The organism is Aestuariivirga sp. (genome assembly GCF_047600585.1).
In the GTDB taxonomy this organism is placed as follows: domain Bacteria; phylum Pseudomonadota; class Alphaproteobacteria; order Rhizobiales; family Aestuariivirgaceae; genus Aestuariivirga.
Window position 1 is genome coordinate 1,968,872 of sequence record NZ_JASGKP010000001.1, and the last position, 26,037, is coordinate 1,994,908.

The 26,037-nt window shown below is 63.3% G+C and carries 23 protein-coding genes and 1 pseudogene; 17 read left to right on the forward strand and 7 right to left on the reverse strand.

The genetic code is table 11. The features are described 5' to 3' along the window. Positions 1-155: 155 nt before the first annotated feature. Positions 156-629 (reverse strand): NUDIX domain-containing protein, encoded by a 474-nt coding sequence (locus tag QM801_RS09705; protein ID WP_415019001.1) that lies wholly within the window; start codon positions 627-629, stop codon positions 156-158. 70 nt (positions 630-699) lie between these two features. On the opposite strand from QM801_RS09705, the gene QM801_RS09710 reads away from it, so the two are divergent. The 3 genes from QM801_RS09710 to QM801_RS09720 are packed head-to-tail and all read left to right on the forward strand — an operon-like array spanning position 700 to position 4,375. Further along, the gene (locus QM801_RS09710; protein ID WP_415019002.1) at positions 700-2,454 is read left to right on the forward strand and encodes an ABC transporter ATP-binding protein; all 1,755 of its coding nucleotides are present in this window, start codon (positions 700-702) and stop codon (positions 2,452-2,454) included. Continuing rightward, the gene (locus QM801_RS09715) at positions 2,451-3,587 is read left to right on the forward strand and encodes a dATP pyrophosphohydrolase (protein WP_415019003.1); all 1,137 of its coding nucleotides are present in this window, start codon (positions 2,451-2,453) and stop codon (positions 3,585-3,587) included. Before QM801_RS09710 ends, QM801_RS09715 begins: the two co-directional genes overlap by 4 nt. Next, the gene (locus QM801_RS09720; RefSeq protein ID WP_415019004.1) at positions 3,584-4,375 is read left to right on the forward strand and encodes an NTP transferase domain-containing protein; all 792 of its coding nucleotides are present in this window, start codon (positions 3,584-3,586) and stop codon (positions 4,373-4,375) included. Before QM801_RS09715 ends, QM801_RS09720 begins: the two co-directional genes overlap by 4 nt. Here QM801_RS09720 and QM801_RS09725 read toward each other — a convergent pair. Continuing rightward, positions 4,366-5,097 carry a sugar phosphate nucleotidyltransferase gene (locus QM801_RS09725; protein WP_415019005.1) on the reverse strand — a complete coding sequence of 244 codons (732 nt, stop codon included), beginning with the start codon at positions 5,095-5,097 and terminating at the stop codon, positions 4,366-4,368. The two genes, QM801_RS09720 and QM801_RS09725, sit on opposite strands and share 10 nt — an antisense overlap. Positions 5,098-5,193: 96 nt before the next feature. On the opposite strand from QM801_RS09725, the gene QM801_RS09730 reads away from it, so the two are divergent. The 7 genes from QM801_RS09730 to QM801_RS09760 are packed head-to-tail and all read left to right on the forward strand — an operon-like array spanning position 5,194 to position 11,821. Beyond that, the gene (locus tag QM801_RS09730; protein WP_415019006.1) at positions 5,194-6,105 is read left to right on the forward strand and encodes a metallophosphoesterase family protein; all 912 of its coding nucleotides are present in this window, start codon (positions 5,194-5,196) and stop codon (positions 6,103-6,105) included. Then, complete coding sequence (locus QM801_RS09735; protein ID WP_415019007.1) at positions 6,102-6,539, forward strand: HIT family protein; 438 nt, start codon at positions 6,102-6,104, stop codon at positions 6,537-6,539. Before QM801_RS09730 ends, QM801_RS09735 begins: the two co-directional genes overlap by 4 nt. Positions 6,540-6,575: 36 nt before the next feature. Then, positions 6,576-7,772 (forward strand): LptF/LptG family permease, encoded by a 1,197-nt coding sequence (locus QM801_RS09740; RefSeq protein WP_415019008.1) that lies wholly within the window; start codon positions 6,576-6,578, stop codon positions 7,770-7,772. Next, positions 7,769-8,848, forward strand: coding sequence for an LptF/LptG family permease (locus QM801_RS09745; protein ID WP_415019009.1), 1,080 nt, complete (start codon positions 7,769-7,771; stop codon positions 8,846-8,848). The genes QM801_RS09740 and QM801_RS09745 overlap by 4 nt, the downstream gene beginning before the upstream one ends. A gap of 20 nt (positions 8,849-8,868) precedes the next feature. Beyond that, complete coding sequence (locus tag QM801_RS09750; RefSeq protein ID WP_415019010.1) at positions 8,869-10,020, forward strand: CDP-alcohol phosphatidyltransferase family protein; 1,152 nt, start codon at positions 8,869-8,871, stop codon at positions 10,018-10,020. Further along, complete coding sequence (locus QM801_RS09755; protein WP_415019011.1) at positions 10,017-10,970, forward strand: diacylglycerol/lipid kinase family protein; 954 nt, start codon at positions 10,017-10,019, stop codon at positions 10,968-10,970. The genes QM801_RS09750 and QM801_RS09755 overlap by 4 nt, the downstream gene beginning before the upstream one ends. Further along, positions 10,970-11,821: a hypothetical protein gene (locus tag QM801_RS09760; protein WP_415019012.1), complete on the forward strand. Its 852-nt coding sequence runs from the start codon at positions 10,970-10,972 to the stop codon at positions 11,819-11,821. The genes QM801_RS09755 and QM801_RS09760 overlap by 1 nt, the downstream gene beginning before the upstream one ends. On the opposite strand, the gene QM801_RS09765 is transcribed toward QM801_RS09760, so the two are convergent. Beyond that, positions 11,814-13,064 carry a class I SAM-dependent methyltransferase gene (locus QM801_RS09765; protein WP_415019013.1) on the reverse strand — a complete coding sequence of 417 codons (1,251 nt, stop codon included), beginning with the start codon at positions 13,062-13,064 and terminating at the stop codon, positions 11,814-11,816. The genes QM801_RS09760 and QM801_RS09765 overlap by 8 nt on opposite strands. A gap of 137 nt (positions 13,065-13,201) precedes the next feature. After that, the gene (locus QM801_RS09770; RefSeq protein WP_415019014.1) at positions 13,202-13,567 is read right to left on the reverse strand and encodes a hypothetical protein; all 366 of its coding nucleotides are present in this window, start codon (positions 13,565-13,567) and stop codon (positions 13,202-13,204) included. Between the two features lie 64 nt (positions 13,568-13,631). On the opposite strand from QM801_RS09770, the gene QM801_RS09775 reads away from it, so the two are divergent. Beyond that, complete coding sequence (locus QM801_RS09775; protein ID WP_415019015.1) at positions 13,632-14,855, forward strand: pyridoxal phosphate-dependent aminotransferase; 1,224 nt, start codon at positions 13,632-13,634, stop codon at positions 14,853-14,855. A 108-nt stretch (positions 14,856-14,963) separates the two neighbouring features. Here the strand turns inward: QM801_RS09775 and QM801_RS09780 are convergent. The 3 genes and pseudogenes from QM801_RS09780 to QM801_RS09790 all read right to left on the reverse strand — a co-directional run. Continuing rightward, positions 14,964-18,108, reverse strand: a pseudogene (locus QM801_RS09780) (efflux RND transporter permease subunit); the annotation flags it as partial. An 11-nt stretch (positions 18,109-18,119) separates the two neighbouring features. Next, positions 18,120-19,262 carry an efflux RND transporter periplasmic adaptor subunit gene (locus QM801_RS09785; protein ID WP_415019016.1) on the reverse strand — a complete coding sequence of 381 codons (1,143 nt, stop codon included), beginning with the start codon at positions 19,260-19,262 and terminating at the stop codon, positions 18,120-18,122. 20 nt (positions 19,263-19,282) lie between these two features. Next, entirely contained in the window at positions 19,283-19,834 is a 552-nt protein-coding gene (locus tag QM801_RS09790) for a PadR family transcriptional regulator (protein ID WP_415019017.1), read from the reverse strand. A gap of 309 nt (positions 19,835-20,143) precedes the next feature. On the opposite strand from QM801_RS09790, the gene QM801_RS09795 reads away from it, so the two are divergent. The 6 genes from QM801_RS09795 (at position 20,144) to QM801_RS09820 (ending at position 25,991) form a co-directional block, all read left to right on the forward strand. Further along, positions 20,144-21,049 (forward strand): branched-chain amino acid ABC transporter permease, encoded by a 906-nt coding sequence (locus QM801_RS09795; RefSeq protein ID WP_415019018.1) that lies wholly within the window; start codon positions 20,144-20,146, stop codon positions 21,047-21,049. 7 nt (positions 21,050-21,056) lie between these two features. After that, on the forward strand, positions 21,057-22,433 hold the full coding sequence (gene livM / locus QM801_RS09800) for a high-affinity branched-chain amino acid ABC transporter permease LivM (RefSeq protein ID WP_415019019.1): 1,377 nt from the start codon (positions 21,057-21,059) through the stop codon (positions 22,431-22,433). Between the two features lie 2 nt (positions 22,434-22,435). Continuing rightward, positions 22,436-23,614, forward strand: a complete 1,179-nt coding sequence (locus tag QM801_RS09805) for an ABC transporter ATP-binding protein (RefSeq protein ID WP_415019020.1) — start codon at positions 22,436-22,438, stop codon at positions 23,612-23,614. After that, positions 23,611-24,333: an ABC transporter ATP-binding protein gene (locus tag QM801_RS09810; protein WP_415019021.1), complete on the forward strand. Its 723-nt coding sequence runs from the start codon at positions 23,611-23,613 to the stop codon at positions 24,331-24,333. The genes QM801_RS09805 and QM801_RS09810 overlap by 4 nt, the downstream gene beginning before the upstream one ends. Before the next feature lie 11 nt (positions 24,334-24,344). Next, positions 24,345-24,689: a DUF6867 family protein gene (locus QM801_RS09815; protein ID WP_415019022.1), complete on the forward strand. Its 345-nt coding sequence runs from the start codon at positions 24,345-24,347 to the stop codon at positions 24,687-24,689. Between the two features lie 180 nt (positions 24,690-24,869). Beyond that, positions 24,870-25,991, forward strand: coding sequence for a branched-chain amino acid ABC transporter substrate-binding protein (locus tag QM801_RS09820; RefSeq protein WP_415019023.1), 1,122 nt, complete (start codon positions 24,870-24,872; stop codon positions 25,989-25,991). Positions 25,992-26,037 lie beyond the last annotated feature (46 nt).

Genomic DNA, 26,037 nt, shown 5'->3' on the forward strand with positions numbered 1-26,037 from the left:
GCCCTGCCCCGGTCACAACGGGGCGGGAGTCAGCGGAAGGCGGGGAGGACCGGGGATCCTCGTCGCAGGCTTCGGGCGTATGTCCGGCTCAATGTCATGGGGCGCGCATAGCGGCGGATGGCCGCTCCGTCAAGATTTTACCATTCGAGCGACATTTACCATTCGAGCGACAGGGGTGCCTCGCCCCGGATTTCCGCGATGCGCCGCCTAGTCGAGCCGGTGGTGTCCTCCGGCAGGGCATGGGGGGCGAAGAAGCGGGCCTCGAGGATTTCGCTCGTGGGGCGGAAGCCGTTCCAGGTGAACTCCCGCAAGGTGTAGATCACCAGGTGATCCCCCGGAAAGGCGCTGTGGTTGGAAAAGACCCCGTGCAGGCTGAGCGGCCCGGTGGGCGTCACCTCGGCCTCCTCATGCAGCTCACGCAGTGCCGCTTCCTCGCAGGTTTCGCCGAACTCCACCCCGCCCCCGGGAAAGAGCCAGCCCGGCGCATAGCTCTGCTTCACCAGCAGGAACTGGCCCTGTCCGTCGATCACGGCGACGCGCGCGCCAAGCGTCAGGCTGCGCTTCCAGCGCAGGTATTTTCGCCCGAGCGTGCGGTGAAAAATCCCGAAAAAGACGTGCCGTGCATTCATGTTGAGTCTCGCTTGCCATGGCCTTATGGGAGAGCCCGAACAAATCGTCCAGACCGGATTCTCCTGCCTCATGCGGCAAATCTTTCAGATTTTCTTCAAAGCAGACGACACAAAGCCGTTCCTTGTCCTTCTCTGCCTGCTGATCGGCGGCTCGCTCGAAGCGGTGGGCATCGGCACCTTGCTGCCGGCCCTCAGCACGCTGCTGAACTCGACGGGGCAGAACCCGTCGATGTTCGAGCGGGGGCTCAGAAGCGTGCTCGAAGCATTTAACCTCACGCCCGATTTTCAGACGCTGCTGCTTCTCAGCGTCACGCTTCTCTCCCTGCGCGCCATCCTGCTCTTCGGAGCTATGACCTATGCAGGCATCACCGGAGCAAAGGTCGCCAACAATCTGCGCCGTCGCCTCATCAAGGCCGTCTTCGAGGCACGCTGGAGCTACTATGCCGAACAAAGCAGCGGCCGTATCGCCAGTATCATCAGCAACGACGCCACGCGCTCCGGCGACGCATACAATCTTGCGGCCTTGGCGGCGACAAACCTGATTCAGATCGTGGTCTATGCGATTGTTGCTTTCACGATCAACTGGCGTGTTGCCGTACTGTCAATCGCGGGCGGCTTGATCATCGGTATCGCCTCTCAGCGACTTATCAAGATAACCAAACGCATGGGCTATAAACAATCTGACCGCACGGCCCTGCTCACGTCCGACATGATCGACATGGTGCAGAACATCAAGTCGTTGAAGGCAATGCATCGCTATGATCAGATGATCGAGAGTTTGGGCGCTCTTGTCAGGCGCTTGCGCCGGGCGCTGTATGTCCAGTTCCTGACCAAGTTCGGGCTGAACTACGGTATCGACCTCCTGATGGTCTTTATCATCGCTGGTGCAGCTTGGTTCGCAGTCGAGGTAGCGGACATTGCAATTCAGGAATTGATCGTCGTCGGAGTCCTTTTTCTGCAGGTCATCAGCTACATTTCGAAGTTCCTGAAGCAGATGCAGGGCGCCATCCAAGTCGAGGCGTCCTACGTTCGAACCCAGGAAATGATACGCGATGCCGAAGCCCAGCGAGAAATACGGACCGGTACCTTGTCTCCCCCCTCGCGGCAGGATTTCACCTTCGATCACGTGAGCTTCAACCACGGCGACAAGCAGATCCTCATTGACGTTTCCCTCACCATCCCGGAAAGCAGGATCACGGTCCTGCAGGGGCCATCAGGCGCCGGGAAGACCACCCTGATCGATCTTCTCATCGGCCTCCACACGCCACAGAAAGGTGTGATCCGCATCGGCCAGCAGCCGCTTGCGGAAACCGATATCACCGCCTTCCGCCACACCATCGGCTATGTGCCGCAGGAGCTGGCGCTCTTCCACGACACCATCCGCGAGAATATCTCGCTCTCCGAACCCGGCATCACCGACCAACAGATCCACGAAGCCCTGCAGCTTGCCGGTGCCGGCGACTTCATCGCATCTCTTCCGCAGGGGCTCGATACCGACGTGGGCGAATATGGCGGCAAGCTCTCGGGCGGGCAGCGGCAGCGCATCTCGCTCGCCCGCGCCCTTGTCCGTCGGCCGGAAATCCTCATCCTCGACGAGGTGACGAGCGCTCTCGACCCCGAGACGGAAGCGGCCATTGTCGACAATATCGCCGGACTTCGCGGACGCTACACCATCATCGCCATCACGCACAGGCCGGCATGGACGCGCATTGCCGATGTGCAGTACACTTTCCTCGGCGGGAGGGTCACCCTGACCACCCGTCCGAACGTCACCAGGGACGAGACCAAGGTAAAGGCGGACGGAGCGCGAGGTTCGAAAAAATGACCGACCTGATCGTCAGGGAAGTGAAGGACAAGGCGGGCACGCTGGATTTCCTCAATGTTCCCTTCCCGCTCTACCGCGAAGACCCCAACTGGGTGGCGCCCCTCTACTTCGAGCGCCTCGAGCACCTGAACCCGAAGAAGAACCCCTATTTCCAGCATGCCGATGTGCAGCTCTTCGTAGCCTACCGCAACGGCAAGCCGGTGGGCCGCATCTCCGCCCAGCATGACCGCCTGCGCCTCGAACACCACAAGGACAACACCGGGCAGTTCGGCTTCTTCGAAAGCGAGAACGATCCGGCCGTCGCAAAGGCGCTGTTCACCGCAGCGGAGAACTGGCTGAAGTCACGCCGCTTCGGCAGGGTGCGCGGCCCCTACAACTTCTCGATCAACGACGAGATCGGCCTTCTCGTAAATGGCTTCGAGCGCAAGCCCAACATGATGATGGGGCACGCGCTTCCCTACTACAACGCCCTGGTGGAAGGGAGCGGCTTCCGCAAAGCGAAGGACCTGATCGCCTATTACACCGACGACCTCGGGCCCCTGCCCCCGCTGCTCAACCGCGTGGCAAAACGGGCCATGGCCTCCGGCGACATCATGATCCGGCCACTCGACAAGAAGAACATCAAGCGAGACATCAACATCGTCATGGACATCTTCAACGATGCCTGGTCGGCGAACTGGGATTACGTGCCCTTCACTTCGGCCGAGTTGGAAAAGCTTGCCAATGACCTGAAGATGCTGGTCCATGGCGAATACGTCGCCATCGTCACCTACAAGGGCGAGAATGCCGCCATGGCAGTGACGCTGCCCAACCTCAACGAATGGATCGACGGCTTCAACGGCCGGCTCCTGCCCTTCAACTGGCTCAAGCTCGCCAAGGAAGTCATTTCCAAGCGGCCCCAGTCCATCCGCATGCCGCTCCTTGGCGTGCGCCAGAAGTTCCAGGATGGCATCCTCGGCTCCGCGCTGGCAGTGCTCGCCATCGACACCATCCGCAATTACCACATCTCGCGGGGTACCAAGTCCGCCGAGATGTCGTGGATCCTCGAGGACAACATGCGCATGCGCCACATCATCGAGGAACTGGGCGGCGTGCCCTACAAGACGTACCGGGTCTACGAGAAAGACCTGTGAGCTTTCTTCCGAAATGGCACGCGGTGGTTCTGGCCGCGGGCCGCGGTCCGGACGATCCCATGGCCAAGGCCTTCGGCATCGCCCACAAGTGCGGGCTGCCGGTGGCGGGCGTGCCCATGCTGCAACGGGTGCTGGCCGCACTTGAGGGCGCAGGCATGGCGCTTCCCGTCTGCATCGCCATCGATGACGCCTCTGCGGGCACTGCCGCAGCAGGTCCCTATGCGCAAAAGACGCGGATGATTCCGGCAGAACGCTCCGCGCCGGCCTCGGCCAAGGCTGCCGTTCTCGCGACCGGTTCCTATCCGGTGCTGGTAACGACGGGGGACCATGCCCTGCTCACCCGCGAGATGGTGTCGAACTTCTGCGCCCAGGCCATGCAGAGCGGTGCTGATTTCTGCGTAGGCCTTGCCACCGCCGAGACCATTCTCGCCGCCTATCCGGATACCAAGAGGACCTTCTTCACGCTTGGCCGCGACCGGGTGTCGGGCTGCAATCTTTTCGCCGTCTCCTCGCCCAGGGGCATTGCCCTTTTCGATACGTGGTCGGAGATCGAGAAGAACCGCAAGAAGCCTTGGAAGCTGGTGGCGGCCTTCGGCATCGGGCCGTTGCTCTCGTTCATGGCGGGCAGGCTGTCACTGCACAAGGCCTTCGCCGAAGCCTCGCGCCGCGTCGGCATCAAAATCGCCCCGGTGCTGCTGCCTTTCGCCGAGGCAGCGATTGATGTCGACAAGCCGGAAGATCACGCCCTTGCGGAGAAGATCATCCGTGCACGGAAGGTTCAGGCCTGATCCCAGCCTGCAACCAGCGCCCGGGCGTGCGTGAGGTCGGCAGGGAAATCCACTTCAGCCCAGCGCAGACCGGTGCATTCAATGGTCGAGACCGTCACCTTCTTCGCCAGCGAGCCCACTGCAGAGGGGAACCAGCGCTTGAGCCCCTGCGGGTCGCGCAAGGCGAGTTCAAGCTCTTCGCGATAGGCCTTCACGCCATCGGCGCGGAAGACATAGAAGCCGATCGCCTCGGCATTCACTGCATCGACCGGCAGGGTCTTGCCCACTTCGGTGAGGCGGCCGCGGTCCATCATCACCTTCATGTCGTCGGCGTCATAGGCCTGCTTGACGTTGATGGCGACGCTCACCGGCTTTTCGGGGGCGGCGAGGAGCCGTTCGACCAGATCGCTGCGGAAGACATTGTCGCCGTTCACCTGGATGAAGTCGCCATTCATTTCGCTCCGCGCCAACCAGCAGCTCGCGAGGTTGTCGGCCACCTGATAGAACGGGTTGTAGACGCATTTCGCCGTCACCCCATAGCGCGCCGCAATGGCGTGCAGCTTGTCTTCCATCAGCGCGGAGGCATAACCCGTCACCACCACGAAGTCCTTGATGCCACAGGCGGCGAAGGCCTCGATCTGGCGCTCGATGAGGGCCTTGCCCCCTATGTCGAGCAGAGCCTTCGGGACTTCGGCGGTCAGCGGCAGGAGCCGCTTGCCCTGGCCGGCGGCTAGAATGATCACGCGCACGAGACTTGAACCCATTGAGTTGAAAGGAATAAGGAGGGGGTTCATTCGCACCCGATTCACGCGAAGTCAACGGAAGCTCTTTCCCCGCCCATGTCCTTCACTCTGGCTCATTTTTCCGATGTCCATCTGGGCCCCGTGGCGGTGGCGGATGTCTTCGCGGATTTCCGCCTGAAGCGGCTGATCGGCGGCCTCTCCTGGGGGTTGAAGCGCCGGGCCATGCACATCCGCGCCCACGCCGACGCGCTCCGCGCCGATATCCATGCCCAGAAGCCGGATCACATCTGCTTCACGGGCGATCTCGTGAACATTGCCGCCAAGGCAGAATTCCGCCGCGGCCTGCAATGGCTCCAGACGGTCGGCGCGCCCGACATGCTGACCATGGTGCCGGGCAATCACGATGCCTATGTGCATGCCGCACACGAAACCGGCCTCGGTCTTTTCAATCCCTACATGGAGGGTGATGGCTCCACCTCGGACCATGTGTTTCCCTTCCTGCGCCTCCGCCGCAATGTCGCCATCGTGGGGGTGAGTAGCGCCCAGCCGCAGAACCTGAACCGGGCCAGCGGCACGCTCGGCAAGGATCAGCGCACGGCCCTGGGCCAGCGCCTCGCCGACCTCGGGGCACGGGGCTTCTATCGCGTCCTGATGATCCACCACCCGCCCCTGCCCGGCCTCACACCGGCGCGCCGGGCGCTCACCGATGCCTCGGACCTCCGCGAGGTGCTCAAGGACAATGGTGTCGAACTCGTCCTCCACGGGCACAATCACATCACCCAGATCAACAGCATCGAAACGGTCTCGGGCAAGGCCTTCGTGGTGGGCGTGCCGTCCGCCAGCATGGTGGACAGAGACGGCCACGAAAGCGCCCAATGGCATGCCTACAGCATCAATCGCGCCCGCGGGAAATGGCAGACGCGGCTGACCATCCGCCGGCTCCACGGCGCCACGGGACGGTTTGCCGACGTCCGGTCCGGCATCCTGGGCGAGGACATCGATCCATGAACGCCACCCTGGCCAAGTTCGGCTATCCCGGAACCCTGTTGCACGAAAGCGAGCACTGGTGCGTGCTGATGCGGCCCCAGCAGGTGACGCTGGGGGCGCTTGTTCTGGCGGCGAAGAGCGAGGCCAACGCCATGTCCCTTCTGCCGCCTGCGGCCTTTGCCGAACTGGCAGCCGTGACGAAGCGGATCGAGCAATCCCTCGGCCGCTTCCGGCCCTATGGCAAGATCAACTACATCTGCCTGATGATGGTGGATCCGCATGTTCATTTCCACGTGTTGCCCCGCTATGCCGCCGCCCAGGACTTTGGCGGCGTGAGTTTTCCCGACCCCGGCTGGCCGGGCGTTCCCGACCTGAAACAGGCGCCCCAACTCACTGATCCACAGCGGTCCACCCTCCATGGCGCCCTGCTGGACGCCTTCCGGGCATCCGGCTAAACCCCGCCCGTGCTCACAATTCTTGACCGATATGTCTTGAGACAGGTGCTGACCCCGCTCGGCGCCAGCCTCGGCATTGGCCTGTGCATGCTGCTGGCGGAGCGCCTCGTCCGCCTTCTTGACAAGACGCTCGGCAAGAACAATTCGGTGGGTGCCGTGTTCGAACTGCTGGCCTATCTGGTGCCGCACTATCTCGGCACGGCGGTTCCCGCCGCCCTCTTCATCGGGCTCCTCTTCGGCTTCAGCAAGCTCTCCAAAAGCAATGAACTGGATGCCATGCTGGCCTCCGGCGTGGGGCTGCACCGCCTCGCCTGGCCGGTATTCCTGCTGGCGCTCGTCTTCACGCTTGCCTCCACCTTCATCTTCGGCTGGCTGCAGCCCATGACGCGCTATGCCTACCGCTCGCTGATCTTCGATATCACCAGTGTCGATGCCTTCTACCTCGCCGAGGAAGGGGTGTTCATGGAAACGGGCTCGCGCACCTTCATCCTCGACAAGCTCGACCGCAGCAACAACACCTTCAAACGCATCTTCCTGTTTGACTATCACGGCGACAAAGGTGCCGAGACGCTGACTGCGTCCGACGGTGTGCTCATCCCCGTGCCGGGGCAGACGCGGCCTGTGCTGCGCCTCAACAACGGCCACCGTCTCAAGGTCAACAACTGGCCCAACAACCTGAAGGGCGCAGAGCCCGAAACGGCCGGCGTGGCCGAGTTCACCACCACAGACACGCCGCTCGGCAAGGTCTCGAAAGACCTTTTCCGCCCCCGTGGCAACGACGAACAGGAACTCTTCATCACCGAACTGGCCAGCAGCGACCACAGCGCCTTCAAGAACGTGAAGCCGGACGAGTTCCGTTCCGAACTGCATCGCCGCATCGTCAGCATTCTGTCCATGCTGCTGCTGCCCTTCCTGGCTCTGCCCTTCGCCATTGGCCGGGCCCGCAGCCCGCGCGCCTACCGCATTGCCATCGCGCTCGGCCTGCTCGTCGCCTATTACGAGATCATCCAGCAGGGCGCGCTTGCAACCCGCACCAGCGGTCTCTCGCCCTGGCTGACGCAGTGGCTGCCGCTGGCCCTCCTCGCGGCCTTCTCCTTCTGGCGGTTCTATGTCGTGAGCTTCCGTCTCGGCGGCGAAGGCCTCGACCGCTGGCTCGTACCGCTGCAGGAATTCGGCTCCCGCGCGACAACGCGGTTCCTCGCCGTCTTCGGCATCCGCAGGGGTGAAGCATGAGGGTCGTCGCCTGGATGATCAGCCGCATGGTTCTCACCCGTTTCGTCGCGGTGCTGATCGGCCTGTCGCTCTTCGTGCTGACGCTTGAGGTGGTGGCCTACTCCAAGGAGATCCTCGCGATTGATCCGGGCGGCAGTGCGCTGTCATCAGCCACGACCTATCTGCTCCACCGCCTGCCGATGACGCTCGCCACCTTCCTGCCCATGAGCCTGCTCATGGCGATCCTGCTCACCCTCACCGAACTCAGCTACCGCAACGAACTCATTGCCATCTGGTCGAGCGGCGTTTCGCCCATGCGGCTCGCCGTGCTGCTCATGCCGCTCGCACTCATCGTTGGCACGCTGCACTTCCTCCTTCTGGACAGGGCCATTCCCGCCGCGGCACCCGCGCTTCGCGAATGGGGGATCGGCGACTACGGAAAGGAACGTCTCAAGGTCGGCGAGAAAGACCCGATCTGGCTCCGTTCCGGCAACGACATCATGCGCGCCGCCACCGCGAGCACCGACAGCCGCCATCTGCAGGACGTGGTGATCTTCAAGCGTGACGAACAGGGCCTTCTGCTGGAGCAGATCTTCGCGCAGACGGCCGACCTGAAAGACGGCATCTGGTCGCTCACCGGCACCATCACCTACTTCCGCGGCAACAAGCCCCCGGAGAAGGCAGAGGCCATGCAGTATACCGGCCTGATGCGTCCGGCCGCAGCAGGTTCACGCTCCGGCGATCCCGAGGAGATGACCTTCGGCGACCTCAACTACTTCGTCGAGAACCAGGGCTTCGGCATCCGCCCCACTTATGTCTACGAAACCTGGCGGCACAAGCGCCTCACGCCCTTCGTCATCGCCCTCGTGATGGTGGCGCTCTGCGTGCCGCTCGCTTCGCGCTTCCGCCGCGGCGGCGGGCTTGGCATACTCTTCGGGCTCGGCATCGGGCTCGGCTTCATCTTCTTCGTGCTGGATGGCATCGCCATGTCTGTGGGGGAAATGGGCTTCGTCTCGCCCTGGCTGGCGGCCTGGGCGCCGGTGCTGGTCTTTGCCTCCGTAGCCGCCTATCTGATGCTCCGGACGGAACGAGTTTGAGCCAGCCCAGCCCCATGGACATGAACACAGCCAAAGCCGAAGCCACCCTTTGCATCGTGGGCGAAAGCAGCCTCACCCTGTTCGGCAAGACCCTGCCGCAGCGCCTCGCGGTGCAGTTTGCCCGCGCCGGCCTGACGCGCGCGCTCACGCCTGCCGACGCGCGAAGCCACGCGGGGCCGCTCATCATCGTGCGGGCCGATGCGGTGATCGACCAACCGCTCGTTGCCGGGCTTCTGGCAAAGAAGGACTTGATCCTGCTCGCCAGCGACACGGGCGTGCCACTTGCCGCCCACGTTGATGCGTCCCATTTCCCGGCCATCGAAAACGCCTTCGCAGGCGGCAGCATCCCCGTCATCGCCGGCGTGCTGGCGCGTGCTCCTGCCGATCTCGACGTCGCCTTCTGGAAGGCGCTCCGCAAGCGCGAGACACCCTACGCGCATCTCGTCACGCCGCAGAACAGCGACGCCATCGCGTGGCGGATGTTCATGGGCACCTACAAGGGCGCCACCGACCTCGTGACCAAGCATGTCTGGCCACGGCCCGCCTTCTATGTGACTTCATATCTTGCCGCGCGCCACGTGACGCCCAACATGGTGACGACGGTCGCCGCCGCTGCGACGGTGGCAGCCTTCTTCCTTTTCCTGCATGGCATGTATGGCTGGGGCCTGCTCGCAGCCTGGCTGATGACCTTCCTCGATACGGTGGATGGCAAGCTTGCCCGCACCACGCTCACATCCAGCAAGTGGGGCGACGTCTTCGATCACGGCATCGATCTGGTGCATCCGCCCTTCTGGTACATCGCCTGGGCGCTCGGCCTCTCAGCCTGGGGGCAAGAGCTTTCGCCCTCCGCCTTCTGGTGGGTGACGGCAATCATCCTCGGCGGCTATGTGGTGCAGCGCCTCTTCGAAGGCATCAGCATCAAGTGGCTCGGCCTCGAGATCCACATCTGGCGGCGCATCGACACGTTTTTCCGGCAGATCACGGCGCGGCGCAATCCAAACCTCATCCTGCTCACGCTGGGCTGGCTGATCTGGCGGCCGGACCTCGGGCTTCTCGCGGTGGCCGCCTGGACGCTGATCTGCCTCGTGCTGCATGCGCTGCAACTGATGCAGGGCCTTGCCGCCAAGAAGCAGGCGGGCGGTACGCTCACCTCGTGGATGGCACAGAAATGACCTCCGGGGTCCTGATCAATCCGAAGTCGGGCCGCGGCAACGGCAAGGGTGTCGCCCTTGCCGAAGCGCTGAAGAGTCAGGCCACCACCCAGGTTCACCTGCTCACGGAGTTCGGCGCGCTCGAGGGTGCCCTGCGCGGCTTCGCCAAGGCCGGCGTCACCGATCTCTTCATTTCGTCGGGCGACGGCACCGTGCAGGCGATCCAGACGCTTCTGGCCGAGACCGGCATCTTCCCCGCTCTGCCGCGCATCTGCCTGCTGCCGCACGGCACCACCAACATGACCGCCGCCGACATCGGCTACACCACGCGCAGCATCGCCGGACAGGCCGCTTTCATCGCCAACCCCATGGCGCAGGACGTGCGCCGCCGGGCCACCGTGAAGGCCGTGAACCCCCGTGACGGAATAGTACGTCACGGTATGTTCCTTGGCACGGGCGCTGCCAGCGCAGCGACCCGCTACACCCAGGTGTCGCTCAACGACAAGGGCGTGAAGGGCAACTTCGCCACCTTCGCCGCGCTCGCAGGCGCCGTCAGCAAAAGCCTTTTCAGCGCCCCCAACCCGCACGACTTCGACCGCTTCGACCGGCCCTTCCCCCTCACCGTGCGGGCTGATGGCGAACTCGTCGCCACGGGCACGCACCTCCTCGCGCTCGCCACCACGCTCGACAAGCTGATCCTCGGCACGAAGCCCTTCTGGGGCGGCAAGACAGGCCCGATCCGCCTCACCACATTCCCCTACCCTGTGCCCAATCTCTTCCGCTGGTTCCTGCCCGCGATCATGGGCGGCGAGGACCGCACCCCGCCACCCGGCGCCGCCAGCCATGCGGTGACGACGGCCAGCATAGAATCCACCGTCGAGTTCGTGATCGACGGCGAGTTCTTCGATGCGCCCGTGAGCGAGCCGCTTCGCATTGAGACAGGCCCCGAATTCTCCTACATCATCCGCTGATGGATGATCTCCTCACCTTCTTCGCCAGTGCCACCGCCCGCCCGGTCCATGGCGAGGTTGCGGGGTTCGGCACGGCACTGGCCGAGGCCCATCCGGGCACGCTTGCCGTGCTTGCCTATGGTTCGGCGCTTCGCGACTCCTCGCCGCGCGAAACCTTGATCGACTTCTACCTGCTGGTGGATGAACGCCAGCACCTGAGCGCAAATCCGCTGCTGTGCTGGCTCGGCGAACGGCTGCCGCCCAATGTCTATTATGCGGAGCGCGCCATCGCCAGCGCAACGCTCCGCAGCAAATACGCGCTCATGACGCTCGACAGCTTCATGCGCTGGAGCAGTGCCGGAACATCGAACCCCTATCTCTGGGCCCGCTTTGCCCAGCCCAGCCGCCTTGTCTGGGTGAAGGACGACGTGACCCGCCAGCGGGTGCTGTCCGCGCTCTCGACCGCAGCACGGACCGCCTTCGGCCATGGCCGCTTCCTCTCGCCGGGCGCACCATGGGAGGGACTGTTCGCAAACACCTACCGCACCGAACTCCGCCCGGAGAGTGCGGGCCGGGCGGCACAGATCGTCGCCGCCGATCAGGCTTACTACGAGGAGCTCTCGCGTCTCTTGAAGGGCACCGCACCCATCGCCTCGTCGTGGAGCGCGAAACGCATCCTCGGCAAGCTCTGGTCCATCGCCCGCCTCGCCAAGGCGGCCTTCACCTTCCAGGGCGGGGCCGATTATGCGGCGTGGAAGATCGAACGCCATTCCGGCGTGAAAATCGAAGTGACGCCTTGGCAGCGGCGGCACCCGTTTCTGGCCGGGTTGATCCTCCTGCCCAAGCTTCTGCGCCGAAGGGGCCTCAGCTGACCTTGCGCAGCTTCGGCGTCTTGTTCTCGATCTTGCGCAGCTTCTCTTCCGCCGCGGTGATGTAGTCCCGCGTCATCGGCAGCACATGCTGGTTCAGGCCGAACTGGATCTGGAAGTTGTTCATGCCGCCAAAGCGGAAGGCGCACTCCGACCCCGCCAGATAGAACTCCCACATGCGGCAGAAGCGCTCGTCGTAGAGGGCCTTGGCACGTTCACGGTTGTCGGCGAAGCGGCGGGCCCAGTGGCGCAGCGTCTCGGCATAGTGCAGGCGCAGAATCTCGATGTCGGTGACATAGAGCCCCTGCTGCTCGAGATGCGGAATGACTTCCGAGAGCGCCGGAATGTAGCCGCCCGGGAAGATGTGGCGGTTGATCCAGGCGCTGGTGGCGCCAGGGCCGTCGCTGCGGTTGATCGAGTGCAGCACCGCGGCACCATCATCCTTGAGCAGCGTCGCCACCTTCGAGAAGAACTCGGGATAGTGGCCGATGCCCACATGCTCGAACATGCCCACCGAGACGATGCGGTCGAACTTCTGTTCGAGATGCCGGTAGTCCTTGAGCAGGAACTGCACGCGGTCACTGATGCCGCGCTGGGCGGCGCGCTCGTTCGAGAGCTTGTGCTGCTCTTCCGAGAGCGTGACGCCCGTCACCTCCGCGCCGCAGATCTCGGCGAGGTAGAGGCCAAGACCGCCCCATCCGGAGCCGATGTCCAGCACCTTCATGCCGGGCTTGATGTCGAGCTTGGCGGCGAGATGGCGCTTCTTGGCCAGCTGCGCTTCCTCCAGCGTCGAGGTGGAGGTTTCGAAATAGGCGCAGGAATACTGCCGGTCCACATCGAGGAAGAGATCGTAGAGCGCGCCCGACAGGTCGTAGTGGTGCGCCACGTTCTGCTTGGCCTTGCCCACCGGATTATGCTGCGAGATGCGGCGCGTGACCACGCGGCCCTTGTGCACCACGTTGTGGATCCAGTGCGACTTGCCCTGGCGTTCCGTGTTCTGCATGGCGAGCGCGAGGAAATCGTAGATCGTTCCCTCGAGAATCTTCAGCCCGCCATCCATGTAGCATTCGCCGAGATTGAGATCGGGATCGAGCGCGAGCTTGCGCGCCGTCACGGCCGAGTCAATTTCGATGTGAACTTTCGGCTGGCCGCCATCGCCGTAAGAATAGGTTGTTCCCGACCAGTCCGTGATCTTCAAGTCGCCCTTGCGGATCAGCCGCTTGAGCACGGTATCCAAAATAAGCATAGACCCCTCCCGCTACACCGTTCACCCGTCAATGGGTACGACGCCTGCGGCCAAAAGGAGCACAAGCAGCGACCCTTCAACTGAACGCAAAACTAAGCACGGCGGTTCCATCCGTGCAAGTCATTGGAGGGGCGGGCTTAAACGCAGCGGGCCCGCATTTTCCACGCGCCTGCGGTGTAGGCAGGCTTGCTGCTCAACTGGCCGGACTTGCCGTCCGGGCAGGCGAAATAGCGCAGCGACGAGGTGGCAACCGCCACGGCGTCCTTCTCCTGCTTGGCGGTCATGCCGGCAACCGCCATGTCGAAATGCCCTTCCGCGGCAGGCGAAAGGTCCAGCTGATAGGTTTTGCCATTGTAGAACACCGGCTCCGAACGGGCATTGATGGCCACCGGCGGGGGCGCGGCCTTTTCAGTGCTGATGCGCACCCCATTGGCCTCGTTGTTGCACCCGGCAAGGGGCAGGACGGCGGCCAGAAGCACGGCGATGGGAGCAAGTGATTTCATGCCCCGGGATGTACCCTCCCGCCCTCGACGGGGCAAGGAGAAGCTGGCATATGCGCCAGCCATCATGACCAAGCCCGCCACCGCCTTCGATCCCGCCCGCCAGCTCTCCTCACGCGCCAATTCAGCCGACGAAGGCGCCATCATCCGGATGGCGCAGAAATCGCGGGAGCTGCGCGCCAAGGGCCGCGATGTGGTGGCCCTCACCGTGGGCGAACCCGATTTCGATACGCCCGAGAACATCCGCGATGCAGCCAAGGAGGCCCTCGACAAGGGCTTCACCCACTATTCCCCGGTGGCGGGCATTCCCGAACTGCGCGAGGCCATCGCCCGGAAGCTCAAGACCGAGAACCACCTGCCCTACCCCGCCAGCGCGATCGTGCTCGCCAACGGCACCAAGCAGGCGATCGCCAACGCGATCCTCTCGGTGGTGAGCCCCGGCGACGAGGTCATCATCCTCGCCCCCTACTGGGTCTCTTACGAGGCCACGGTGCGGCTGGCGGGCGGCACGCCGGTCGTCCTCTCCTCCACCATCGCCGAGGGCTACAAGGTGCCTGCCGAGCGCATTGCCGCCGCCGTGACGCCGCGCTCCAAGCTGATCATCGTCAACTCGCCGTGCAATCCCACGGGCGCGGTCTGGACGCGGGCTGAACTCGAAAAGATCGCGGCCATCGTGGCGGGCCATCCGCAACTCATGGTGCTCTCGGACGAGATCTACGAATACATCCTCTTCGACGGCGAGATGACCTCTTTCGGGGCTCTGCCCGGCATGCTGGAGCGGACCATCACCCTCAACGGCTTCGCCAAGGGCTTTGCCATGACCGGCTGGCGGCTCGGCTACAGTGCGGCTGCCGAACCCATCGCCAAGGCCATGGCGCGGATGCAGAGCATCGTCTCGGCCGGCGCCAACACCTTCGTGCAGCGGGCAGCTCTCGCCGCCCTCGCCGGACCGCGCGACGAGGTTGTGCGGATGCGCGAGGCCTACCGCCGCCGCCGCGACATGGTGATTGCGGGCCTGCGCGCAATTCCCGGCCTCAGCATCGGCGAGATCCCCGGTACCTTCTATGCCTTCCCCGATGTCTCGGCCTTCCTCGGCAAGGCGGCGGGCAACACCCGCATCACCACGCCCGACGAACTTTGCGACTGGCTGCTGGAAGAGCACAACGTGGCGACGGTTCCCGGCACCGCCTTCGGTGCGCCGACCTCGATCCGACTCTCCTTCGCGGCCAGCGAAGAGGACATCAAAAAAGCCCTGACGCGGATCGCATCAGGGCTTGCTTTGCTGAAGTAATTTGGCCGGCGGTTATTCCGCCGCCTCGGCCATGTCGTCGCGGTTCTTCTTGCGCTTCTTCGGCGCATCGCTCTTCACCTGATCGTTGGCGGGGGCCGTCACCACCTGTGCGGGGTGCGGAGCCTCGCCATCATGCGCCAGTTCCTCGTCGTGCGCGTGCGCTTCCGCCACGAAGCGGCGGCGGTCACGGGCCACGTAGGAGTAGACGGCAGGCGTGATGAACAGCGTGAACATGGTGCCGATGGCCATGCCGGCGGCAATGATGATGCCGATGTCAAAGCGGCTCTTGGCACCTGCGCCATTGGCAAGCAGCAGCGGCAGCACGCCGATCACCATGGCGGCAGTGGTCATCAGGATGGGGCGGAGACGGATCGCCGCCGCTTCCTTGATGGCCGTGTGCTTGTCGAGCCCTTCGGTTTCCTGGAGCTTGTTTGCAAACTCCACCATCAGGATGCCGTGCTTGGCGATGAGGCCGATCAGCGTCACGAGACCGATCTGGGTATAGATGTTGATCGTGCCTGACCCCAGGTTGATCGGCGGATTGTTCTGCATCGCGCCGTTCACTTCGCCGAGGATGAAGAGAACGAACAAGGCGCCGAACACCGTGGCCGGCAGGCCGATCAGGATGACGAACGGGTCGCGGAAGCTTTCGAACTGCGCGGCCAGCACCAGGTAGATGAGCAGGAGCGCAATCGCGAAGGTGATGGCAAGCGTGTTGCCTTCCGTCACGAACTGGCGGCTTTCACCCTTGAAGTCGTAGGCCATGCCGCGCGGGAAGATCTCGGCGGCCTTCGCCTTCAGGAAGTCGATGCCTTCACCGATGGTGCGGCCGGGGAACGGCACGCCCGAGAGCGTGGCCGAGTTCAGCTGCTGGAAGGTCTGCAGGCCGTTGGGCTGCACCGACTTGCCGAGCGTCACGAAGGACGAGAGCGGCACCATGCTGCCATCGGCGGCGCGCACCCGGTACTTCAGGATCGAGTTCGGCGGTTTCGCGGTCGGTGCGGGGCACCTGCGGGATCACCTGGTAGGAACGGCCCTGCACCGTGAAGCGGTTGACGTTGTTGCCGCCCAGCAGTGTTGCGAGCGTGGCGCCCACGTCGCGCATGGTCACGCCCAGCTTGTTGGCGCGGTCCTTGTCGACGATGAGTTCCACCTGCGGTGTCGAGAAGCGCAGGTCGGCGTTGGTGAAGATGAACAGGCCGCTCTTCTTGGCTTCGGCCTGGAGCTTGTCGAGCGAGTCCGCAAGTTCGGTGTAGTCACCCGGATAGGTGATCACGAACTCGATCGGCAATTCGCCAGCGCCCACCGGAATGGCGGACGGCGCCGTGGCGAAGATGTTGACGCCCGAGACCGCACCGAACTTGGGCTGCAACTCGCCCATGACCGAAAGATCCGAGCGCGTGCGCTCGCTCCACGGCTTCAGGATGAGGCCCATGAAGGCCGACTGCGAGTTGGGGAAACCGTTGATGGCGAACAGGTTCTTGTGTTCCGGTATCGCCATCATGGTGTTGGTCAGCGGGTCGGTATAGCTCGAGAGGTAATCGAGGTTGGTGTGGTCCGGCGCGTTGACGAAGGCGAAGAGCACGCCCTGGTCTTCCGCCGGCGCAAGCTGGCGGTTGATGGCGTTGTAGAGCACGCCCGAGAGCACGATGGTCAGCACCGCGATCCACGCGAAGATGGCGCGCTGCTTGATGGTGCCATCGAGACGGCGGCGATAGAAACGCTGCAGGGCGCCGAAGACGCGCTCCACAAGGCGGCTGAACCAGCCGTGATGTTCGTTCGACTTGAGCAGCTTCGAGGTCATCATCGGCGACAGCGTCAGGGCGACGATGCCGGAGACGATCACCGCGCCTGCCAGCGTGAAGGCGAATTCGCGGAAAAGCGCACCGGTAAGTCCGCTGGTGAAGCCGATGGGGGCGTACACTGCAGCGAGCGTGATGGTCATGGCGATGACCGGGCCGGTGATTTCGCGCGCGCCCTTCAAGGCGGCGACGAAGGGTGTCATCCCCTCTTCAATGTGTCGGTGGATGTTCTCCACCACCACGATGGCGTCGTCGACCACGAGGCCGATGGCAAGCACGAGGGCCAGCAGCGTCAACAGGTTGATCGAGTAGCCGAGCATGACCAGCACCAGCGCCACACCGATCAGCGAGAGCGGGATGGTGACCACCGGAATGAGGGTGGAGCGCAGGTTGCCGAGGAAGAGGAAGATCACGACGATGACGATGACCGAGGCTTCGCCGAGGGTTTTGGCCACCTCCCAGATCGACTCGTTGATGAACTCGGTCGCGTCATAGGCGATGTTCACTTCGAGGCCGGTCGGAAGCTGGCGGGCGATCTCCGGGATTTCCTTGCGGACATTGGCGATCACCGTCAGCGGGTTTGCGTCGGGCGTCGCCTGGATGCCCATGAACACCGCCTTCACGCCGTCGAAGGCGGAGGTGGAGGCGAAGTCCTGCGGGCCGAGGTTGATCTGGGCGATCTGGCCGAGGCGAACGACCGCGCCGTCGCGGGTGGCGACGACAAGCTGGGCAAACTGCTCAGGCGTCTCGAGCGAGGTCTGGGCGTTGATGTTCTGCTGGGTAAAGCGGCCCTTCACTTCGCCGGCGGCGGTGGTGAAGTTGTTGGACTGCAGGGCCTGCGAGACATCGAGCGGCGTGATGCCGAAGGAGGCCATCTTGTCCGGATCGAGCCAGACGCGCATGGCGAAGGTCGAGCCGCCGAGGATTTCAGCCGAGGCAACACCGTTGATGGCCTGCAGCTTGGGGCGCACCACGCGGTCGAGGTAGTCGCTCACCTGCGGCGGCGTCATGTCGGTGCTCTTGAAGCTGATGTACATGAGCGCGAAGCCCGCACCGGTGGTGCGCTTTACGATCGGGTCATTGGCTTCTTCCGGCAGAACGCCCTTCACTTCGTTCACCTTGGAGAGCACGTCGGCGAGCGCCCGGTCGGCGTTGGCGTCGAGGCGGAGCTTCAGGGTGATGGTGGAGATGTTCTGCGAGGAGCGCGACGAGATGGTTTCAACACCTTCCGTCGAAGCCACCGCCTGCTGCAGGGGCGTCGTGATGAAGCCCTTGATCTGGTCGGCATTGGCGCCCGGATAGGCTGTCGTGATTTCGATCTTCGTATCCGACACTTCCGGATACTGGCGGATCGGCAGCTTCAGAACGGCCTGAAGCCCACCCAGAAGGATGAGCAGGCTCACCACCGTGGCGAGAACCGGCCGCTTGACGAAGATGTCGGTGAAATGCATGGCGCGCGCCCTTATTGCACTGTGGTGGGATCGAGTTCCTTGAGCGCGATGTCATTGTTGATGACAACGTGCGCCCCCTGCTCGACCTTGTTCTGGCCTGCGGTGACGATCTTCTCGCCCACCTCAATGCCCTTCGTGATGGCAATGCGCCCGTCGCGGACCGTTCCGGTCTTGACGATGCGCCGTTCGGCCGCGAGGTCGCCCTCCTTGGCCTTGGGATCAAGCTTGGTGGCTGGCACGACCGCGAAGATCGTATCGCCGTAGAGCGAGAAGGTCACCGCCGTCTGCGGCACGGTCACCACCTCGACGGGGTCGCCCGCTTCCACTTCGACATTGGCATACATGCCCGGCAACAGCTTGTTGTCCGGGTTCGGCAGCTTGGCGCGGACCGTGATGGTGCGGCTCTCGTTGGAGACGCGCGCATCGGAGGTTGCGACTTCGCCCTCGAACACCTGGTCAGGATAGGCGGCAAAGCGTGCCTTGACCTTGAGGCCGGGCTTGATCTTGCCGAAGTCGGCTTCGGTCACGGTGAAGTCCGCGAAGATGGTGTCGGTCTTCTGCAGCCAGGTGATCTTCTGGCCGGCGGCGAGATAGCTGCCGACCGAGATCGAGCGCAGACCCACCATGCCATCCCAGGGGGCGACAACGGTCTTGAGCTTCATCTGCGCTTCAACGCGCTCGGCGTTGGCGGCAAGCTGGTCACGGAGCGACTGGGCAGCATCAACCGCCGCCTTGGCGGCAAAGCCCTTGTCGAACACTTCCTTCTTCCGCTTCAGGTCCACCTCGGCGTTGGCAAGCTGGGCCTGCAGGCTGCGAAGGTCGGCCTCGTCCGTGGCGGTGTCGAGCTGGACGAGCGTATCGCCCTTCTTCACCATCACGCCGGAGTCGAAGAAGATCTTCTGCACCGTGCCACCCACTTGCGGGGTGATGTCGATGCCGTCCGCGGCCTGCAGCGTGCCGATGCCCGCGATCGTGGGCTGCCACGTCTCGGTCTTGGCATCTTCCGCCGCAATGGTCACCGGCGGCCGGGGCGCGCTCATGATGATGTTGGCGATCATCTTCGGCTTGAAGTCGAAGGCATAGAAGGCAATGGCCCCGGCGAGTCCGCCAAAGACAATGGTGGCCAAAAGAAAATAGATGATGCGGCGGATCATTTCGCTCGTCTCCAGATCAGTTATTCAGCGGCAACGGATGGGGCCTGCGGCACACCCAGTTCCACCAGTTTACGTTCGAGGTAGCTGACAGCCGCTGTCAGTACCGTTTCGCCGTAGCCCAGGACGAAGTCCGGGCCACCTGCCTGCATCCCCGGGTCAACACACTTTTCCCGGCAATGCCTGATATTCTCAAGGTCTGTGCGCAAATGCGCCAATTGTGTTTCGACAGCCAATACCACATGTTCAGGCTGCAAGTACTGCCGAAGCATCATCTCGAACAGAAACTCGGACTTGTATTTGTCCCGGGCCGGAACGACTGCAATCCACTTTGACAAAACGGCGCGGCCCGCATCCGTGATGGCATAAACCTTCTTGTCGGGCTTCCCCGCCTGCTCTTCCTCACGCACGGTGACGAGCGCCTGGGCGGCCAGCTGGTTCAGCGCCGGGTAGATCGAGCCATAACTCGCTTCGATGAAATGGCTGAAGAAGCCCTCTTCGAACTCCTTCTTGATTTCATAGCCCGTGGCTTCCCGCATTGCGAGAAAGCCCAGGCACAGCGTTTTGACGTTCAATGCATCACTCCGATATATGTCGAACGGATATATATCGGCCTTTGCACCAGTTCGCCGTGCCGGTCAACACCGATAACGGCAAGAACATGAATCCGGACGCTGATCATTAAGAACTGGAATGGGATCAGTGAATTTCACTTGCCAGAGCCGTTCTTCAGTTTTCTTTCGCCACCTTGGCTGTGCAAACCCCGGGAATCCGCTGGTTGCTACACTTGTCTTTATGGGTCGCCTTCTCTAAAACCGCGCCGATACCGGGCCGCTCATGAGCTTCGGACATACAAGACACGCGTCAATTTCATAGGGGGGCACATGGAGTATTTCCTCCAGCAGCTCATTAACGGCCTCACGCTGGGGTCGATCTACGGCCTGATCGCCATTGGTTACACCATGGTGTACGGCATTGTCGGCATGATCAACTTCGCCCACGGCGACATCTTCACCGTGGGGGCCTTCATGGCCCTGATCGTCTATCTCATCCTCACCTCCTTCATCGCCGGCTTCCCCGCCGCCTTCGCCCTTCTCATCATGATGGCGGTGGCGCTGGTGTTGACCAGCCTGTGGAACTGGACGATCGAACGGGTGGCCTACAAGCCGCTGCGCGGCTCCTTCCGCCTTGCGCCCCTGATCACCGCGATCGGCATGTCGATCGTGCTCTCGAACTTCCTCCAGGTGGCCCAGGGCCCGCGCAACAAGCCGATCCCGGCGCTCGTCTCCGGCGGCTTCAACATCACGCCCAACGTCACCGTGTCATGGAAGCAGATCCTGATCGTGGTTGTCACCGTGGTGCTGCTCTCCGCCTTCTGGTATCTCGTGCACCGCACGCCGCTCGGCCGCGCCCAGCGCGCCTGCGAGCAGGACCGCAAGATGGCCGCACTCCTCGGCATCGACGTGGACAAGACCATCTCCGTCACCTTCATCATGGGTGCCGCACTCGCCGCCGTCGCCGGCACGCTCTACCTCACCTATTATGGCGTCATCGTCTTCTCCGACGGCTTCGTGCCGGGCGTGAAGGCCTTCACCGCCGCGGTGCTGGGCGGCATCGGCTCGCTGCCGGGCGCCGTGCTGGGCGGCCTGCTGATCGGCCTCATCGAAGCCCTGTGGTCGGCCTACTTCTCGATCGACTACAAGGACGTCGCCGCCTTCAGCATTCTCGCCATCGTGCTCATCTTCATGCCGTCGGGCATTCTCGGCCGCCCCGAAGTGGAAAAGGTCTAAGCCAATCATGAGCGATCAATCGAAAGCGCAGGGCAACCTGTTCCAGCAAGCCGCGCGCGATGCCTTATATGCCGGCCTCGTCGTCTTCGGCCTCTTCATCCTGCTGATCGGCTTCCGCACCGACCAGAACATCAAGAACGAACTGATCCTCATCCAGCGCTGGGGCCTGCTCTTCAGCATGGTGGCCGCCGCGATGGTGATCCGCTTCGCCATGACGGCCTTCGTCTCGCCCGCCCTCGCCGCGCGCCGCGCCTCCAAGGCGGCCCAGAAGCCCAGCGAAGAGGTGAGCTGGTTCCGCCAGAACTTCTACAAGCTGGCGCTCGCCTTCCTCCTCATCTACCCGTTCCTCATGCTCACCGTGTTCGGTGTGAACGGTTCGCTGAAGTGGATCGACAACTTCGGCATCCAGATCCTGATCTACGTGATGCTGGCCTGGGGCCTCAACATCGTCGTCGGCCTCGCGGGCCTGCTCGACCTGGGCTACGTTGCCTTCTACGCGGTTGGCGCCTACTCCTACGCCCTGCTCTCGTCCTACTTCGGATTGTCGTTCTGGATCCTGCTGCCGCTCGCCGGCATTCTTGCGGCCTTCTGGGGCATGATCCTCGGCTTCCCGGTGCTGCGCCTGCGCGGCGACTACCTCGCCATCGTGACCCTCGCCTTCGGTGAAATCATCCGCCTCGTCCTCATCAACTGGACGGCGGTGACCAAGGGCACCTTCGGTGTCTCCGGCATCGCCAAGGCCACGCTCTTCGGCTTCTATGAATTCACCGCCAAGCCGGATGGCTTCGCCGCCACCTTCGGGCTTCCGATGTCGTCGGTCTGGTACAAGGTGTTCCTGTACTATCTCATCCTCGCGCTCTGCATGGTCACGGCCTTCGTCACCATCCGCCTGCGCCGCCTGCCCATCGGCCGCGCCTGGGAAGCCCTGCGTGAAGACGAGATCGCCTGCCGCTCGCTCGGCATCAACACCACCACCACCAAGCTCACCGCCTTCGCCATCGGCGCCATGTTCGGCGGCTTCGCCGGCGCCTTCTTCGCCGTGCGCCAGGGCTTCGTCTCGCCGGAAAGCTTCGTCTTCCTCGAGTTGGCAGTGATCCTCGCCATCGTCGTGCTCGGCGGCATGGGTTCGCTCAGCGGCATCGCGGTTGCAGCCATCGTCATGGTGGGCGGTACAGAACTCCTGCGCCAGATGGACTTCCTCAAGATCATCTTCGGGCCCGACTTCACGCCGGAACTCTACCGCATGCTGATCTTCGGCTTGGCCATGGTGCTGGTGATGCTCTACAAGCCGCGCGGCTTCGTGGGCACACGCGAACCCTCCGACTTCCTCCACGCGGAACGCAAGGCCATCTCCGGAAAATTCACCAAGGAAGGCCACGGCTGATCATGACGAGCAAGACGACCATCCTTTCCGTCGAACACCTGTCGATGATCTTCGGCGGCCTCGTCGCCGTCAACGATCTGAGCTTCGAGGCCCGCCGCGGCGAGATCACCGCGCTGATCGGCCCCAACGGCGCCGGCAAGACCACGGTGTTCAACTGCATCACCGGCTTCTACAAGCCCACCCAGGGCATGATGAAGCTGACCCGCAACAACGGCGAGACCTACCTCCTCGAGCGGCTGCCCGACTATCTGGTGAACCGCGAGGCGAAGGTGGCCCGCACCTTCCAGAACCTGCGCCTGTTCTCGGGCCTGACGCTTCTGGAAAACCTGCTGGTGGCCCAGCACAACGCCCTCAACAAGGCGTCGTACTATACGATCGGCGGCCTGCTCGGCCTCTCGCACTACAAGACCTTCGCCGCCGAGGCGAAGGACAAGGCGCGCTTCTGGCTCGACCGCATCGGCCTTCTCGCCCGTGCCGACGATCCGGCGGGCGACCTGCCCTACGGCGCCCAGCGCCGCCTCGAGATCGCCCGCGCCATGTGCACCGGGCCTGAGCTTCTCTGTCTCGACGAACCCGCCGCTGGCCTAAACCCGCGCGAGTCCGACGATCTCAACAAGCTGCTGCGCTCGATCCGCGATGACCACAACATGGCGATCCTCCTCATCGAACACGACATGAGCGTGGTGATGGGAATTTCCGACCACGTGGTGGTGCTGGACTACGGCAAGAAGATTTCCGACGGCACGCCCGACACGGTGAAGAACGATCCGGCGGTGATCCGCGCCTATCTCGGCGTCGAGGACGTCGAGGAGGAGATCAACGCCATCGTCAAGGCCGAGGCCAAGGCCAGTGCCGCGAAGCCTGCAGCAAAGGCGGCAGATGCGCCTGCTCCCGCGGCCCGCGCTCCGCTGCCCAAGCTTGCGCCCGAGTTCAAGAGCGAGCGGGTGAACATTCCGCCGCCGCCAGTCCTGAAGCTGCCGGATGAGGCGGCGCCTGCCAAGGCGGAAGCAGCTCCCGTGGCCGCCCCTGCCCCCGTGACGGAAAAGGCGCCGGTCAAGGCAGCCGCGAAAAAGGCTCCGGCCAAGAAGGCTGCTGCCAAGAAGACGGCTGCAAAGAAGGCTCCCGCCAAGAAAACCGCCGCGAAGACGGCCAGCAAGAGCAAGAAGGGAGGCCGGGCATGAGCGACATTCTCCTCTCCGGCAAGGGGGTTGAAACCTTCTACGGCAACATCCAGGCGCTGAAGGGCATCGACTTCGAAGTCCGCCAGGGCGAGATCGCGACCCTGATTGGCTCGAACGGTGCCGGCAAGTCGACGCTGATGATGACCATCTTCGGCACGCCGCGCGCGCGCAAGGGCACCATCACCTTCGAGGGCCGCGACATCACCAACATGCCGACCCACGAGATCGCCCGTCTTGGCATCGCGCAGTCTCCCGAAGGCCGCCGCATCTTCCCGCGCATGACCGTGCTCGAGAACCTGCAGATGGGCGCCAACATCAACGGCCTCAAGTATTTCGACGAAGACTCCCAGGAGATCTTCAAGCTCTTCCCCCGCCTCAAGGAGCGCATCTCGCAACGCGCCGGTACGCTCTCGGGCGGCGAACAGCAGATGCTGGCGATCGGCCGCGCACTGATGGCACGCCCGAAGCTCCTGCTGCTGGACGAGCCCTCGCTCGGCCTTGCGCCCATCATCGTGCAGCAGATCTTCGATGCCATCCGCACGCTCAACCGCGAGAAGGGCCTCACCGTCTTCCTCGTGGAGCAGAACGCCTTTGGCGCGCTCAAGCTTGCCAGCCGCGCCTACGTGATGGTGAACGGCAACATCACGCTCACCGGCACGGGCCGCGAACTCCTGGCCAATCCTGAGGTGCGCGCCGCTTATCTTGAAACCGGGCATTGAGGAGAGAGATCATGCTCGAAGACATCTTTACAGGTACGGCACTCGCCGGCGAATACGCCTTCGTGGCGCTCTGCCTTGGTGCGGCCTGGGCGGCGGGCCGGTCCATCGCCAACGACTGGAAGCCGGTGTGGAACCTCCTCGCCGTCACCCTGCTCCTTGCAGCGGGTGCGCGCTTCCTGCACTTCGCACTTTACCAAGCGCCGTTCCTCAGCCTCACCCGCTATCTCGTTGATGCGGTGGTGCTGGGCGTGTTCGTCTGGCTGGGCTGGCGCTACACCCGCACGGGCCAGATGACGCGTCAGTATCACTGGCTTTACGAGAAGACCTCTCCGTTCGGCTGGCGCAACAAGAGTTAACGCAATTTGCCTGACAGTCCGGAAAGCACTGTATTTCCGGTCTGAATCAGCGTGACATTTGCCTGAAAATGGGCAAATCTTGACCCCAAGTGGAGCCCCCGCGCATCGGACGATCACGATGACAGGGCACCGCGAAAGGGACCTTCGAAAGACCCAAAATCACACACAGGGAGTTGTGAAATGAAGAAAATCCTCATGTCGGGCTTTGCGCTTGCGGCCATGGTTGCCGTATCGAGCGCTGCCTGGGCAGACATCCTGATCGGCGTTGCCGGTCCTTTGACCGGCCCGAACGCCGCTTTCGGCGCTCAGCTGCAGAAGGGTGCCGAACAGGCTGCCGCCGACATCAATGCCAAGGGCGGCATCAACGGCGAACAGATCAAGCTCACCTTCGGCGACGACGTGTCGGACCCGAAGCAGGGCGTGTCGGTTGCGCAGAAGTTCGTTGCTGACGGCGTCAAGTACGTCATCGGCCACTTCAACTCGGGCGTCACCATTCCGGCCTCGGAAGTCTACGCTGAAAACGGCGTGCTCGTGATCTCTCCCTCGGCCACCAACCCGCAGGTCACCGAGCGTGGTCTGTGGAACACCTTCCGTACCTGCGGCCGTGACGACCAGCAGGGCGCGGTTGCCGGCGCTTACATCGTGAAGAACTTCAAGGATGGCAAGATCGCCGTCCTCCACGACAAGACGCCGTACGGCCAGGGTCTGGCTGACGAAACCAAGAAGGCGATGAACGGCGGCGGCGTGACCGAAGCCCTCTATGAAGGCGTCAACGTTGGCGACAAGGACTTCTCGGCCCTCATCACCAAGATGAAGGACGCAGGCGTCAACTTCGTCTACTGGGGCGGCCTCCACACGGAATTCGGCCTCCTGAAGCGCCAGGCGGCTGACGCCGGCCTGAACGCCACCTTCATGTCCGGCGACGGCATCGTGTCGAACGAACTCGCTTCGATCGCCGGTCCGGCTGTTGAAGGCACGCTCATGACCTTCGCTCCCGATCCGCGCAAGCGTCCGGAAGCCAAGGACATCGTCGAGAAGTTCCGCGCTGCCGGCTTCGAACCCGAAGCCTACACGCTGTACTCCTACGCTGCGATGCAGGTCATTGCCGGCGCTGCTGGCAAGGTTGGCAAGAACGACGACGCTCAGGCTGTCGCCGACTCCATCAAGAAGAACGGCCCGTGGCCGACCGCCATTGGCGACATCGGTTACGACGCGAAGGGTGACATCACCCGTCCGGACTACGTTCTCTACACCTGGAAGAAGCAGGCCGACGGCTCCTTCACCTACATCCAGAACGAATAGTTCTCTCATCAGCTTCGGCTGAGAACGCCGCCCGGACACACGTCCG